Here is a 14995-nt window from a genome sequence, read left to right as displayed (position 1 = left end):
GTTACCCCTCCCCCGTTTCCGCAGGTAAACTTTTCAAGCGGCTATAGTGCAGCATTTCCAATTGACGGAGTACCCAATCTTAGCATTAATTGGCAAACCGGTTTATTACAGCTAACCCCCACAAGGCAAGGTCAATTTGTAATCGGCATTTTGGTAAAAGAATACCGCAAGGGTGTTGTGGTGGGCATTACCCGTCGTGATTATCAGTTTAATGTGCTCAACTGCCAGTTTAAGGTAGTATCCACCTACAAAACCAACGATAGTGCTTGCGGCTATAAAATGAATTTTAACAACAACAGCAGCGGTGCTAAAAGCTTTAAATGGAATTTTGGCGACACGCTTACTGAGTATGACACATCGAGCCAGCAAAGCCCTGAGTACACCTACCCAGGCGCGGGTACCTACAGCGTAAAACTGATTGCTTGTGACGGAAATTGTTGCGACTCTACAATCAGTACAGTAACGGTATTAGAACCTTTGGGAATTGACATTGGCAAAGACACTACGTTTTGTACTGCACCCTTCAGTTACACAATAGACACTAAAGACACTGTTGCCAAGTACTTATGGAGCACAGGGGATACAACGCCGGTAGTTGAATTCTCACAACCGGGTACGTATTGGGTAAAGGCCAGCAGGTGCAATACGGATTACGACACCATTACCCTTTCGATACAAGACTTTAATGATTTTACAATACCCAATGCGTTCTCACCAAACGACGACGGTTACAACGATCTTTATCCCTTGATGGACGGCAGGGTTGAGAGCTACGATATCATCGTATATAACCGTTGGGGAGAGAAGATGTTTGAAGCCAAAGATAACGGGCTGTGGGACGGCAAGTTTAAAAACCAGGAAGTGCCGCCCGGCGTGTACTTTGTGCTGCTGAAATACAAAGATTGCCGCACACCCGACGGGGTTGAAATGCGCGGCACTGTGACCCTGTTCAGGGAAACGAAATAACCCTGCCCGTTATGGGTTTCTGATAAATATACTTACGTAGTTATCCGTGCGGTTAGTTACTTTTTTACGTTCATGCAAAGGCTCCTGCAGGGTATCCTTCAATAACTCGTTAATCACTTTCACAATGTTAGTTTCTGTCTCTTCAAACCGTATCTCGTTTTGGTACACTTGGTAACCACTCTGGCTGTTTTTTAATTTGGGCAGTACTCTAAGTTTCACTTCGTAATCATTACCCAGTTTTTTCTGCACCAATTCAGCCACTCTTTTAGATTTTTCCTGTGTTTCCTCCAGATAAAATACATCTACCCTTACTTTGGCAGTAGCACTCGGAGCCATTTTCAATACCAGTTGTTTTTCGGCTTCCTCTTCGGCAAAAACCGTTGCAGTGGTTAAGTTTCTGTCTATCTCTTCTTTCAATTCGCCTTTGTTTAGTGAGTTTGCAAGCGTTTTAAGCAATGCGTTCCTAAAATCCTCATCATCCTTTAACATTTGTACTACAAACTCATACACCGTTTGCTGATAGGCCTCGTCTTTTGATTTAACCGCCTCTTTCACCTCGCTGAACAACTTAAACTTCAACTCACGAACGAACTCTATATCGCTGCGGTCAAGCTGCTTTTCCCGTTCAACAATAGAGATAGAATCTAATTGGGCTTTCAGCTCTTTTGATTTTACATCGAGTTGAGTGGCTTTTGAATTTGTGAAAATCCCTATTACTGTAGTAAAGACAAGCAGCACAGGCATGACAAGGTTTTGGACTATCTTGTTAATCTTTTCCATTATTGATAAACTATGTACCAAAACTATCAAATAAGTTTAACATTTGTTTACGCTTAATACGTAGTGTCAATCCGTATTTTTTTGTAGCATTGAAACATGAAAGACTTTATACAGGTTACCGTTGATAAAAACTCAGGCAAAAAAGGGATTATCAATATCCATGCAATTGCCTTTGCTGAACCTTTTCCTACCGACGAAGGAGCTACGACTCTTTACCTTAGCGCAGGTGCACAATCGGGCGGCAATTTTCAAGTGGTGGTTGATGAACCGCTTGAAACCGTTGTGAAACTTATTCAACAGGCCCAGTAGCTATTCTATCACCTTCAATCCATTGTTTAAACATCAACCCCGCTGTTTTAACAAATAAGCTGTATTTTGCGGCCGTAAAATTTAAGAACACATATAAAATGAATACTAAAAAATTACTTTCACTTGCTGCTGCTGCATTGCTTGTATGCTCTGCTGCTACAGCGCAAACCCTTAAAACTCCCGCACCAAGTTCAACTCAAGAGTTTAAACAGGATTTTGCTTTAGGTCAAATCACCGTTAACTACTCACGTCCAAGCGCAAAAGGCCGTACTGTATATGGCGACTTAGTTCCTTACGGAAAAATTTGGCGTACAGGTGCTAATGCTGCTACCAAAATCACTTTTACCGATAAAGTAAAAATTGAAGGTAAAGAAGTTGCTGCCGGTACTTATGCTATTTACAGCGTGCCTAACAAAGACAGCTGGGATGTAATGATTTACAACGATTTGAAATTGGGCGGTAACGTAGCTGAATACAAAACCGAAAACGAAGTTGCCCGCGTAACTGTAAAACCAACAACTACAGCTGATAAAACTGAAACGTTTACTATTAACATTAACAACGTTCGTTCTGATTCTGCTAACCTTGAATTGGTTTGGGAAAACACCAAAGTATCGGTATTGATTACTACTGAGATTGATGAAACCATCATGAAGAACATTGACAACGCTATGAACGTTGACAGCCGTCCTTACTTTGCTGCTGCCCGTTACTACTACGAAAACAACAAAGACATGAAGAAAGCATTGGAATGGGTAAACAAAGCTGTTGACCAGAACCAACAAGCATTTTGGATTGTATTGTTGAAAGCTCGCATTGAATTGAAACTTAACGATAAAAAAGCTGCTATTGCCAGCGCTGAAAAAACCAAAAAACTTGCTTCAGAAGCTAAAAACGATGACTACGTGAAAATGGCTGATGAAGTGATTAAAGAAGCTAGCGCTAAGTAATCTATAGCTGTATCAAAAAAAATTAAGCACTGCCAATGGCGGTGCTTTTTTATTTATATCCTGCACTAACTATCTTGCAGCAACAAACTAACCCGCATGAAACGTTTTGAACTGGCTGATTTTTTAAAGGGGTATTCTATTTTCACCATCATCATTTATCACTACCTGCAAACATTCAGCCTGCCGCCGTTGGCTGCAAAAGCCATAAACATTGGCGGAACGGGAGTACACAGTTTTTTGCTAATCTCAGGTTTTGGATTATACCTTTCATTTCAAAACAAGCCGTTAGGGTTCGCACAGTTTATCAAACGCAGGCTGGGCAAAGTGTACCTGCCCTATATAATCGTAGTTATACTTTCCGCCATCATCACTCTTTTCATTCCCATTTACCAAAGCTCTTGGTATGCACTGGGTGGTCATGTGTTGTTATACAAAATGTTTGATAGTAGCATTATCGGCTCCTACGGCGGTCAGTTTTGGTTTGTATCCACCATTATTCAATTCTATCTTGTGTTTCACGGTTTGGCGTGGCTAAAACGCAACACAAGCAACACACTGTTTATCGGTATTGGGTTGGTGGCAAGTATCGGCTGGGCGGCTTTGATTGTGTACATCGGTAAATCAGAATTGGCCAGCTACAACCGCTTCTTTTTGCAGTATGCGTGGGAGTTTATGCTGGGCATGGTATTGGCCGCTATGGTAAACAACAATACCCTTGATAAAATAGCCGGTAAACTTACTAAGTGGCATTATTTATTAATTGGTGCAGGCGGTATGGCTTTATACGTGGGTATGGCTTTAAAACTGGGCTTTATAGGCCAGTTGTTTAATGATATTCCTGCACTTACCGGATACAGCTTTATTGCTATTTTTATTTACAAGTTGCAACTAAAACCCGTTAACCAATTCTTTATTTACACAGGAGAGATTTCGTACCCGTTGTTTATCATCCACATACTGATAAATATGCTGGTAGTATACTTTTTTACGCAATACGGATTCGGCGCGCCTACGGTAATTACCCTGCTGCTTTCGTTAGGCATTACCTACCTGGCCTCGCACTGGTACAACAAGTTGGTGGCCGTTATTTACAAGTGGCTGGGGATATAAATCCCGTTGTTTCAGTTACTCTTTTATAAGCTTTTGAGTTTGCGTACCCCCCTCGTTGATAAGGCGTAAGGTGTACACACCTGTTGAAAGGTGCTGTATTGAAAACTCCTTTATACCTGAAACTTGCGATTGCAAAACAATACGTCCGTTTATATCGGTTATCAGTAGTTGCCCCTCCCCTTCGGTAAACAATACATTGTTTGCAGGATTGGGGTATATTTTAACTACGCTTTGTTTGCTTGGCTCATTAACAGAAACAGGTCCGTTAGGGCAAAAAACATCTTTCAACAGCCCCCACAACTCGTTATCAAATGATGAAACTGCGGCTACGGGTTGTCCGCTATCATTGCCCATGCGCACAATCACCATGTCCATGCTGGGTATCACGTACAACTTTTGGTCGTTCTTTCCCAAAGCTGCAACCATATCTGCGGGAGCGTTAGGCACTAAAGGTCCGTTGAACGTAAGCTGCACATCAGGTATTTTATAGGTTGATTTACCATTTAACCACCACAAATACCCGTACGAAGGGTTGATACTCTGTGAAGTGTTGGTGGCAGCTTTTAGATAATTAGTATCAGGCAGTACAACTGTATTGCCCCATTTGCCTTTATTTATCATTAACGACCCAAAGCGAGCCATTTCACGGGGACGGCTGTAAAACACACCATCGTACCAAAGACCTTGTATTCCGGTGGTATTGCGCAGTTTTAACACCGTGTATTGATTAATGTTAAATCTGGTGGCACTATCCAGTATTTCGTGCAAAATGCGGTAGGGAGCGTTGTGGTAAGCCCAGCGTGTGCCCGCATCGGCTTTGTATTGCAAGCACGCAGGCTCCATGCAATTGTCGGGGTCAGGCACCTGAGGAGTTGGGGCAATTACATCATCTAGCCCTGTAGTCATGGTAAGGTGGTGCCAAAGAGTAATCTTGTCTTCTTGCTGAGGAGTGCAGCTTGTCCAGCCTTTGCCTAAAAACTTGCTGGTGGTATCGCTTATGCTCAATTTACCGTCTTGCTGTGCCATGCCTACCAAAAATGCAGTTAGCGTTTTACCTGCTGAAGCCCAATACCAAGCCGAATCTTGTGTGAAAGCATCAAAGTACTTTTCTACGGCTATTTTACCGCCTTTAAGTATGATAAAGGCTTTGCTATCCTTGTAGTCAAGGTATTTATATACCGTATCCAACCGACTTGTACACCAGTTAAGCGATACAGGTGATACGGTATCCCATTGACTGCCTACCACAGGGGGAAAGTAATAGTTTTGTGATTTGGCGGCGACAAACAAGCCCAACGAAAACAATAAGACTACAAGTTTTTTCATACTTCTATATAGACTCGAAGTTTCTAAATGGTTGAAAGGAATTCAAAAATAATTTATGCTTAAACATTAGCGGCGGGCATGAAGTCCGACTCGATTCATGCGTTTAGAGTTGTCTCAAACGCCTGTGTTAATTAATCTGTCCGAAGACACTAAGGCGCAAAATAATTATTACTTGGCGGCTTCGCGACTTAGTGGCTAAACAAGCTCCCCCTAATTGTTGCTTTATATAGTTTTGACTTTTGAGACTGTTCCTTACTTTTTCATGTTCACAAAATACAAGGCCAATTCATCGGGTAAGGTGTTGAATTGCTTGGTGAACGACGACCAATAAGTCCCTCTGCTCATACGTACTTTTTTACGCAGGTAACGACCGCACAGCCGTTTCATATCACGGTCATACACATCAAAATGCACATCTAAACAGTAATTAGCTACCGTAAACAAGTTGCGGAATATATTGGTGTGTACTTCTATTTTGTTAATCATCAGGATGTATGATGCCGAGTCGGCATTCAGGTACATTGAGTAATAATTACGGTTGTCGTTATTTACCAATGTTGCCTCATACGAGCCTTTCTTTTCAGACTTTATAGCTGCCGAATCGGTAAAAAACCACTTATCGGTGGTGTACAAACGCGATTGATTAAGATTACCACTAACCCCACCCATTGGTCGGTATCCATTGTTTGCCAACCGTTCAGCAAGGGTGTTATAAAAGCCGTATTTAAGGGTTAAGTATTTTATTGGCGCAGTATCAGTCTCCCCTACTTCCTTATTCTTTAAAAACGAAAAAGGAATTCGTATATGGCTATCTTCTGCAAAAACAATCAATACTGTTTTTGGGGCGGTTTGGGCACCCGCAAGCAGGGTAACCAATAAGCAGGCAACTACTGTAATACCCTTTAGTATGTTCTTCATTTATAGGTTATAAATCAGCTATGGTAAGTACTTGGTCAATTACTGCGCCGCGCTCGGTTTGTTTAATAGTAGCGCACTCAACGCTTGGGTCGTGTTCAAAAAACAAAATGTAATTGTTGTCCATTGCCTCGCGGTTAAAAGCAGTACGTTCTTCAATGGTTTGCAACGGGCGTATATCGTAGCTCATAGCATACACCGGGTTGATGTGTGCCGCTGAGGGTATCAAATCGGCCATATAAGCTACTGTCTTATCCCCGTAGGTAATAATGGGCATCATCATCGCCTCGGTATGTCCGTAGCCAAGTATAATGCGTATGTTATCACTAAATTGCAAACTATCGGGCACAAACTTTAACACTCCTGCTTCTTGCAAGGGCACAAAATTTTCTTTTAAGAACGAAGCTTTTTCTCTTTTATTGGGTGAGTTGGCATGTTTCCAATGTGCCTCATTAGTCCAGTATGTTGCGTTTTTAAAAGCCGGCTCATATCCTGTGCGGTCGGCATTCCATAACAAGCTACCCCCGCAATGGTCAAAATGCAGGTGGGTAAGTAATACATCGGTAATATCATCGCGGGTAAACCCGTGCTTTTGCAACGATTTCTCTAACGTATCGTTACCGTTCAGGTAGTAATAACCAAAAAACTTATCGTCTTGCTTATCGCCAATACCGTTATCAATCAAAATCAAACGGTTGCCATCCTGCACCAGCAAACAACGCATGGCCCAATTGCACATATTATTATCATCGGCAGGGTTCAGGCGGTTCCAAATGCTTTTGGGTACTACCCCAAACATAGCTCCGCCGTCTAACTTAAAATATCCGGTATCAATGGTATAAAGTTTCATAAATAAGCTCCGTTTACCCCGTCAATATTAGTGAGATTAAGGGGATATAACAAAGTTTGACAATCAACAGAATCAATAGTTTATTATTGTATTTATGAGCAACCCTAATAACTACCGTCAAATATCAATCCCTGCTGATGATATTGAGCAGTTTAAAGTGTTTTGTATTCAAGCCGCACAAGAGCTGGGCTGGAAAGCAACCTCTGAAAATGATAATTCAATTAACATTGAAGTAAGTGATGGTGGGGTTTATACAGGGAATGGAATCAAAATAGACTTTGAAGAAAACGGGGTTATTATAACTCTTATTAATCTTAACACAAATGACCTTTCGCTAACAGATACCGCAAGCATCAGTACTTTGTTGCAAACTGTTGACTCATTGAAACATCAACACAGCCAAAACACCATTGAAAACGAAAGCGGCTTTAAAAGTTTTCTAAGGATAATTACCCCTACAAAAGAATATCTGTTTACTCCGCTAATAATGTTTGCAAACATTATTGTTTTTATACTGATGGTAGCAAGCGGCGCCAACTTTTTTGAGCCAACAACAGAAGTTGTATTAAGTTGGGGAGGCTCATTTAGTGTAAATACACTTGGCGGCGAGCCTTGGCGTTTGCTTACTGCTTGCTTTTTGCACTACGGCATTTTGCATCTATTACTTAATCTTTATGCCTTATTGTATGTTGGGGTGTTTCTAGAACCGCTTATAGGCAAGTGGCGTTTTTTAATTCTGTACCTCATTGCAGGTATTGGCGGTAATGTTGCCAGTTTATACTTCAATACGTTTGCGGTGGGTGCCGGTGCATCGGGTGCTGTTTTTGGTTTATACGGTGCTTTTTTAGCATTGCTCACCACAAAACTTATCGAAAAAGAAGAACGCAAGGCATTTCTTACAAGTATGTTATTGTTTGTAGGGTATAACTTGTTTTATGGTTTCACTAAATCAAACATTGATAACTCAGCACACATTGGAGGACTTATAACCGGTGGGCTTTTCTGCTACCTGTTTTGTATTGATTTTACGTTGGCAAAACAAAATAACCGTCCTTCTTATTTGGCCAGCACCATTGGCGGACTTGCACTTGTTGCAGCATTGTACACAGGCTTTTCTTTTGCTCCGAAAACGGTTTTAAACTACGAAAACCACAGGACTGAATTTGTAGAAATTGAACAAAAAACACTTTCGGTATTTGAAAAATGGAGCACTCTATCTTTAGCCTCACAGCAGCAACAAATTGACGAAGGCATTAAAAATTGGGAACGGTGTACAAACCTTATGAGTTTGGAAAACAATGAAAACTTACCTGAACAACTTGAAACATACAGGAGCTTTTTGTTTGAATATTCGCTATTGCGAAAAAAACAATACGAAGCAATTAAGAAATGGCTGGTAACAGGAAGTGCTGAGGACGAACACATTGTTGGGCAATTAGCAGAAGAAATAAATACCCTCTTGGGCGTAGAAAATGATACCGAAACTGTTGAATAAACCGATTACAGTTATCATCATTTTGGTAAAACTAAATACTGTAGCTTTTGTTAATTCAATTCAAAGAGATTAATACACATGGCGTTTTACCAAATTTCGAGCATACAAAATGTTCCTGCGGGTATTGATGAGGTATGGGACTTTTTCACCTCACACAAAAACCTGAAAGAAATTACACCTACTTCTATGGGGTTTGATATTACATCAAGCCACCCCGAAGGGCAAAAGGTATACGCAGGCATGATTATTACCTATAAAATGCGTCCGCTTTTTGGCATACCCGTAAGCTGGATGACTGAAATTACACAGGTAAAGGATAAGGAATACTTTATTGATGAGCAACGCTTCGGGCCTTATGCCATGTGGCACCACCAACATTTTTTTAAACCCATTGAAGGGGGCGTTGAGATGACGGATATTGTTGATTACAAGATGCCATTGGGCATACTGGGAGATATAGCTCACCCTATTTTGGTAAAAAGTAAGTTGAATGAAATTTTTGAATATCGAAAAAAAAGAGTTGAAGAAATCTTTGGAGTATTTAAATAAAATATCACCTTCAAAAGTCCTTTTGTAGGAAAAAACCTTCGTTATTTAAGGGGATACCTATATTTGTTTGCGGCCTTTATACGTTATAGGCTGGTTGAATAATTACTTATGAAAAAAATTACACTAATCGCATTATTTATTACAGGATTTTTGGGTGCCAACGCCCAGCTTGAACCCTCGAAAGAAGACTTAGCCAAATACATCCATTTAATGGAGTATATAGACAGTAAACGCCCCTTAAACGAGGCTTTCATTCGCAAAGCCGACAGTTTGTACCGTTTAGATAGTAACTCGCTGGCATTAAAGGGTATTTTAGGCGAATTAAATTTTAAATTAATATACGACAGTCTTAGAACCGACAGAGTGGCGCAAACCATTGGTTTGATTAACGACTTCCTTACCCTTGATACCTCAGCTTCCTACAAAATTGATGCGTATTTCAGCCTTGCTTCATTATACCGTTACGGGGGCGATTTTAAAACCTCTATCCAATACTACGAAAAGCTAAAGCTAATGAGTCTTGAAGACAATATGCTAACGGGGGTTCTAAACAACTTGGCAAGCACCTACAACTATGCCGGACAAAACCTAAAAGCCCTGCAAACACTCAAACAACTGCCCGACATATACCAAAGCGGCGGCAGGGGAAGTTTAGCAGCGGATATTTACCTTAAAAACGGATTAAAAGACTCTGCGATGCTGTTTGCCAACTATGCTATTGAGCAAGACACTAACAATATTAGGGCATATACCACCAAAGCAAAGGTGTTGCTTACCAAGCACGATAAATACAACGCCTGCGTATGTCTTAACAAGGCTAACCAGTTAATCATTGCAAAAAAAACAGAAGCATTACTAAACACCCGAGATAAGAAAAATGCCTTTGTAGCGGCTTTGTATAAAGAGGTTACAGATGTACAAACTTTAATTAAGCAAAACTGCGCAAAGTAGTGCATAATATTACAGCTGTATTATGAATTATAAAGATTACTTTTGTACAACTTAAATTACAATATTAATAAATGGCCAAAGTACACTTTAGCAACAAAAACCCCGAGTTTTTCTCCACTCTCCGCAAACGTGTAGATTCGTACTTCAAGCAAACACAGTTAAAAACCACCGGCAACTTTAAGTTGTATTCAAAAACAATCATATTGTTTGCCGTTCTTATCGCCGCTTACACGGTTGTTACCTTCTTCACACCTTCCTCCGTTTGGATTAACGTGTTGTTATGCGTATTGTTAGGTGGCACATTCGCTGCTATCGGTTTTAATGTAATGCACGATGGTTCACACGGTAGTTACTCTACCAATCCTACTTTGAATAAATTTATGGCATTTGCCCTAAACCTTTTGGGTGGCAATGCTTATATCTGGAATTTGAAACACAACGTTAACCACCACTCTTTTACCAACATCGAAGGGATGGATGACGATATTGACATCAGGCCTTTTATCCGTGTACACGCAGACCAGCCTAAATACTGGTTTCACCGTTTCCAACACGTTTATTTTATGGCTTTGTATGGTTTAACTTACCTATTTTGGGTGTTTTGGCAAGACTTTAAGAAGTATTTCCTAAGCCGTGTATCTGAACATACCCCTATGCGTAAAATGACTCTTGGTCAACACTTTAGCTTCTGGATTTCAAAAGTATTACACATCATCATCTTTGTTATTATCCCCGGTTTCACCGTTGGTTTTACTTCAGCAATAGTTGGCTACCTTATTCTTGCTTTCACTGCCGGTATTATTGTAGCGGTTGTGTTCCAATTAGCTCACGTGGTTGAAGACGCACACTTTTTATCTACTGATGAAAATGCAGGCGTTAACGTTGAAACCGAATGGGCTATCCACCAAATAAACACCACCGTAAACTTTGCTACACGCAGCAAAGTACTTAGCTGGTTGTTAGGCGGTCTTAACTTTCAGGTTGAACATCACTTGTTCCCTAAAATCAGCCACATACACTACCCAAACATTAATAAAATAGTGCGCGAAACCTGCAAGGAGTTTAACGTTTCATACAAAGAATTCCCCACCATGTTCTCGGCCTTCATCTCTCATGCTAAACACATGAAAGCTGCTGGCGTAGCCTAAGACATTTGAAAACCGCAACTAACCTTGCGGTTTTTTTATACTTCATTTGCTTACTTACTAATAAGTAAGTATATTTGTGGTGATTTATGACTGCCACCAAAGAAACTATAATCCAGTTGGGCGACATACTTATCAGGCAAAAGGGCTATAACGCCTTTAGCTACCAAAACATTTCAAAACCTTTAGGGGTTAAGAATGCCGCCATCCATTACCATTTCCCTACAAAAACCGACTTACTGATTTCAGTAATACAGTTTCAAATTCAAAAGTTTGAAGTATTTATAAAAGAGGTGTCGGGGCTGAATGAACCGGAACAAGTGAGGCATTTTTTAGAGATATATACGGATGCTTTTTGCAATAACAGCGTATGCTTTGTAGGAGCTATGGCTACCGACTGGGACACGGTTGATGAAGAAGCAAAACCGCACATGAAAAAAATGGCGTCAGGCATTTATGAATGGCTAACAAATACCCTTGAAAACGGCTTGCAAAAAGGTTTATTATCATTTAATGAACCGCCGGCCACCAAAGCTTTATTAATTATCACCAACATGATGGCCGCAACACAATTGGGCCGCATACTGGGTACAGATAGTTTCGATACCCTAAAACAAGCTGTTTTAAACAGCATTAACCCCAACAAATAAGATGAGAAGAGTTGTAGTAACCGGCATGGGTGCAATTACCCCGCTGGGTAATAATGTAGAGGCATTTTTTGATGCCCTTAAAAACGGTAAAAGCGGAGCAGCACCCATTACCCGTTTTGATACTGAAAAGTTTAAAACCCGCTTTGCTTGTGAGGTAAAAGGATTTGACCCATTGGAATATCTTGAGAAAGCGGAGGTGCGCAAATACGATTTATTTGTACAATATGCGTTGGGGGCTGTTCATCAGGCATTAAAACAGTCAGGGATAAAAGACAGCGAATTGGATTATACCCGCGCCGGTGTTATTTGGGGGTCGGGCAACGGTGGATTTACCACGTTTGAGGAGCAAGTGAGCGAATTTGCCAAAAGCGACGGCACACCACGATTCAACCCCTATTTTATCTTAAAAACAATCCCCAACATGGCCTCGGGAGCAATCTCCATCAAGCACGGGTTTAAAGGGATAAACTATACTGTAATTACGGCTTGTGCGGCATCCAACTCAGCCTTTATGGATGCCTTTAACTATATCCGTTGGGGCAAAGCCGATGTGATAATTTCAGGCGGTTCAGAAGCAGCCATCACCCCCGCCGCTATCGGTGGTTTCTCGTCAATTAAAGCCCTTTCAACACGAAACGACGACCCGGTCACTGCTTCACGACCTTTTGATAGTCAGCGTGATGGATTTGTATTGGGTGAAGGTGCGGGCGCATTGGTGTTAGAAGAATACGAACACGCTATAAAACGTGGAGCACCCATTTTTGCAGAACTTGTGGGCGCAGCAATGACGGCTGATGCCTACCATATGTCGGCAACCCACCCCGAAGGCGAAGGAGCCTACACTGCCATGAAACTGGCATTGGAGGATGCAAGACTACAAACTACAGACATCGATTACATAAACGCGCACGCTACGTCTACAGAAATTGGCGATTTGAGCGAGGTAAATGCAATTCACCGTTTGTTTGGCAATAACCCCAATTTGGTAGTAAGTGCCACCAAATCCATGACGGGGCATTTGTTGGGCGGTGCGGGTGCAATTGAAGCCATAGCCAGCATACAGGCCATCCGTACAGGAATTGTTCCGGCTACTATGGGCGTAACTGAAATAGACCCTGCTATCCCAAAGGACCTAAACATAATTACCCAAAAGGCAATTACTAAAGACGTGAAAATAGCTATGAGCAATACGTTTGGTTTTGGCGGACATAATGCCATTGTCATCTTCAAAAAATTTGAAGGGTAATAAGGAGATTAGAACGCCTTGGTGTTTACTTTGCAGAGATGAAAAAAATCTTACTGCTTTCGGATACGCACGGCTTTCTTGACCAACGGATGCTTAACCACATTGAGCAGGCCGATGAGGTATGGCATGCAGGCGATTGGGGTACTTTAGCAGTAAGTGATTACATAAAAAAACTAAAGCCCCTGCGCGGCGTATGGGGCAATATTGACGGGCATGAACTGAGAACAGAACACCCCCTAAACAACCGTTTTGTTTGTGAAGGTGTTGATGTGCTGATTACCCATATCGGAGGGTATCCGGGCAAGTACTCACCCGCCATCCGAAGTGAAATTATGGCTCGCCCGCCACAGCTTTTTATTTGCGGTCACTCTCACATACTCAAAGTAATGCGCGATAGTCAGCTTGGTTTATTACACATTAATCCCGGTGCTGCGGGTATCAAAGGTTTTCACACAGTGAGAACCATGGTACGCTTTAAAGTAGATGCTGGAAAAATTACCGACATAGAAGCCATTGAACTTGGCAAACGCGGCGATATAAAAAACCTGGAGGGCGCTATTCTTAACAGCTAGAACTACACTACCGTTAATGTGGCTGTGTATTTATAGATTTGATTATCAGCTGTGGTAGCTTCTATGGCAAGATAATAAACACCCTGAGGGGCTTTTGTTTTCTCTTTATTAACAACCATTGTTCCATCCCAACACGCCGATTGCTTATCAGCACTCCACATCTTTTGTCCCCACCTGTTATATATCGTTACCGTAAATGAGCTATAACGTTTGCCTTCTTTTACCGTTATGCAAAACGGGGCTGCATCAGCATTGTTAAGAGAAAGTGTTTGGGGAACGATTAATGTCCCTTCCGGAAACGGTGAAGACTCTTTTGCGGCAGTTGTAGTGTTTTTTGCAGGGCGGCAACCTGCACCAATAATTGTAAATAGGGTGATTATTAGTATTGTTCTCATTTGCGGATAAGAGTTACTGTACCGTTGTATTTAACCTTATCGCCTCCGTTCCTCTCCAATTCAGCAATTACAAAATAAACACCTGCCGGTAATTCATCTTTAGATTCAAAATGGGTTCCGTTCCAGCAAGCACCGGCTTCTTGGGTTTTCCAAATCAGTTCACCCCAGCGGTTAAAAATCTCCACCTTTACTTTATCGCAATCAACCAATACCCCTTCAAATTGATAACAATCGTTTAGCTGGTTACCATCGGCAGGAGTAAACACATTGGGGAATTTCCAATCGCTTTGGGTATAGCCTTTAAGGGTTATTGATTTGGTTACAGAATCCTCACAAATAGAACCGGGGTTTGTTATCAACGTAATGCTATGAGTACCCGCTTCAGCAAACTCGTATTCGGGGTTTTCGGCAACACTGGTATCACCTGTACTGAATTTCCACAAAAAGCCCAACGATTGTGGCGACTTGTTTTTGAAAACCACCTTTTTGCCTTCGCAATCGTTTTGAGAAAACTCAAAATCAGGGGTTGTTTTATCAATCACCTCAACAGTGCGGAAGAAACTATCAGAGAAATTACAAGCGTTAGGGTTTGATATTACAAGCTTTATACGGTATTTACCGGGTTTTGTATAGGTGTGCGAAGGGTTTTTAACGGTATCGGTATTTCCGTCGCCCAAATCCCAGTTATATATTGTTGCATTGAAACTATGATCAGTGATTTGCACTTTCATAGGATTGCAGCCCAAGGTAGGTGTTACATCAAATTTGGCATCTACGGCATACGAT

General features: G+C 41.3%; 17 protein-coding genes. 11 read left to right on the top strand and 6 right to left on the bottom strand.

The genetic code is table 11. The features are described 5' to 3' along the window. Positions 1–966, top strand: a 966-nt coding sequence (locus F9K23_18650) for a T9SS type B sorting domain-containing protein (GenBank protein KAB2912739.1), incomplete at its 5' end; no start/stop codon positions are given. Between the two features lie 265 nt (positions 967–1231). On the opposite strand, the gene F9K23_18645 is transcribed toward F9K23_18650, so the two are convergent. Beyond that, entirely contained in the window at positions 1232–1384 is a 153-nt protein-coding gene (locus F9K23_18645; GenBank protein KAB2912740.1) for a hypothetical protein, read from the bottom strand. Between the two features lie 458 nt (positions 1385–1842). Between F9K23_18645 and F9K23_18640 the strand changes: the two genes are divergently transcribed. From F9K23_18640 to F9K23_18630, 3 genes are all read left to right on the top strand, one after another. Next, positions 1843–2055: a hypothetical protein gene (locus F9K23_18640; protein ID KAB2912738.1), complete on the top strand. Its 213-nt coding sequence runs from the start codon at positions 1843–1845 to the stop codon at positions 2053–2055. Positions 2056–2153: 98 nt separating this feature from the next. Further along, entirely contained in the window at positions 2154–3005 is an 852-nt protein-coding gene (locus F9K23_18635) for a DUF2911 domain-containing protein (GenBank protein ID KAB2912737.1), read from the top strand. 96 nt (positions 3006–3101) lie between these two features. Further along, entirely contained in the window at positions 3102–4115 is a 1014-nt protein-coding gene (locus F9K23_18630) for an acyltransferase (GenBank protein KAB2912736.1), read from the top strand. A gap of 15 nt (positions 4116–4130) precedes the next feature. On the opposite strand, the gene F9K23_18625 is transcribed toward F9K23_18630, so the two are convergent. The 3 genes from F9K23_18625 to F9K23_18615 all read right to left on the bottom strand — a co-directional run bounded on the left by F9K23_18625 (position 4131) and on the right by F9K23_18615 (position 7206). After that, complete coding sequence (locus F9K23_18625) at positions 4131–5441, bottom strand: serine hydrolase (GenBank protein ID KAB2912735.1); 1311 nt, start codon at positions 5439–5441, stop codon at positions 4131–4133. Between the two features lie 252 nt (positions 5442–5693). Then, positions 5694–6359: a hypothetical protein gene (locus F9K23_18620; GenBank protein ID KAB2912734.1), complete on the bottom strand. Its 666-nt coding sequence runs from the start codon at positions 6357–6359 to the stop codon at positions 5694–5696. 7 nt (positions 6360–6366) lie between these two features. Further along, a complete protein-coding gene (locus F9K23_18615) occupies positions 6367–7206 on the bottom strand; it encodes an MBL fold metallo-hydrolase (GenBank protein KAB2912733.1) in 840 nt (279 codons plus the stop codon). 94 nt (positions 7207–7300) lie between these two features. Here F9K23_18615 and F9K23_18610 point away from each other — a divergent pair, with 94 nt between their 5' ends. The 7 genes from F9K23_18610 (at position 7301) to F9K23_18580 (ending at position 13814) form a co-directional block, all read left to right on the top strand. Further along, positions 7301–8701 carry a rhomboid family intramembrane serine protease gene (locus F9K23_18610; GenBank protein KAB2912732.1) on the top strand — a complete coding sequence of 467 codons (1401 nt, stop codon included), beginning with the start codon at positions 7301–7303 and terminating at the stop codon, positions 8699–8701. Between the two features lie 78 nt (positions 8702–8779). Continuing rightward, the gene (locus F9K23_18605) at positions 8780–9250 is read left to right on the top strand and encodes an SRPBCC family protein (GenBank protein ID KAB2912731.1); all 471 of its coding nucleotides are present in this window, start codon (positions 8780–8782) and stop codon (positions 9248–9250) included. A 108-nt stretch (positions 9251–9358) separates the two neighbouring features. Further along, a complete protein-coding gene (locus F9K23_18600; protein KAB2912730.1) occupies positions 9359–10201 on the top strand; it encodes a hypothetical protein in 843 nt (280 codons plus the stop codon). A gap of 71 nt (positions 10202–10272) precedes the next feature. Continuing rightward, positions 10273–11349 (top strand): acyl-CoA desaturase, encoded by a 1077-nt coding sequence (locus F9K23_18595; GenBank protein KAB2912729.1) that lies wholly within the window; start codon positions 10273–10275, stop codon positions 11347–11349. Between the two features lie 86 nt (positions 11350–11435). Continuing rightward, complete coding sequence (locus F9K23_18590) at positions 11436–11996, top strand: TetR/AcrR family transcriptional regulator (protein KAB2912728.1); 561 nt, start codon at positions 11436–11438, stop codon at positions 11994–11996. Position 11997: 1 nt separating this feature from the next. Beyond that, positions 11998–13242: a beta-ketoacyl-ACP synthase II gene (gene fabF / locus F9K23_18585; protein ID KAB2912727.1), complete on the top strand. Its 1245-nt coding sequence runs from the start codon at positions 11998–12000 to the stop codon at positions 13240–13242. Between the two features lie 38 nt (positions 13243–13280). Continuing rightward, positions 13281–13814, top strand: a complete 534-nt coding sequence (locus F9K23_18580; protein KAB2912726.1) for a metallophosphoesterase family protein — start codon at positions 13281–13283, stop codon at positions 13812–13814. Positions 13815–13816: 2 nt separating this feature from the next. Here F9K23_18580 and F9K23_18575 read toward each other — a convergent pair whose 3' ends face one another. Further along, entirely contained in the window at positions 13817–14209 is a 393-nt protein-coding gene (locus F9K23_18575) for a hypothetical protein (GenBank protein ID KAB2912725.1), read from the bottom strand. Beyond that, a partial coding sequence (locus F9K23_18570; GenBank protein KAB2912724.1) for a PKD domain-containing protein occupies positions 14206–14995 on the bottom strand: 790 nt, incomplete at its 5' end. The genes F9K23_18575 and F9K23_18570, both read right to left, overlap by 4 nt.

Source organism: Bacteroidota bacterium (assembly GCA_008933805.1).
Classification (GTDB): domain Bacteria; phylum Bacteroidota; class Bacteroidia; order UBA8524; family UBA8524; genus SB11.
This window is presented reverse-complemented; position numbering and strand designations above follow the sequence as displayed.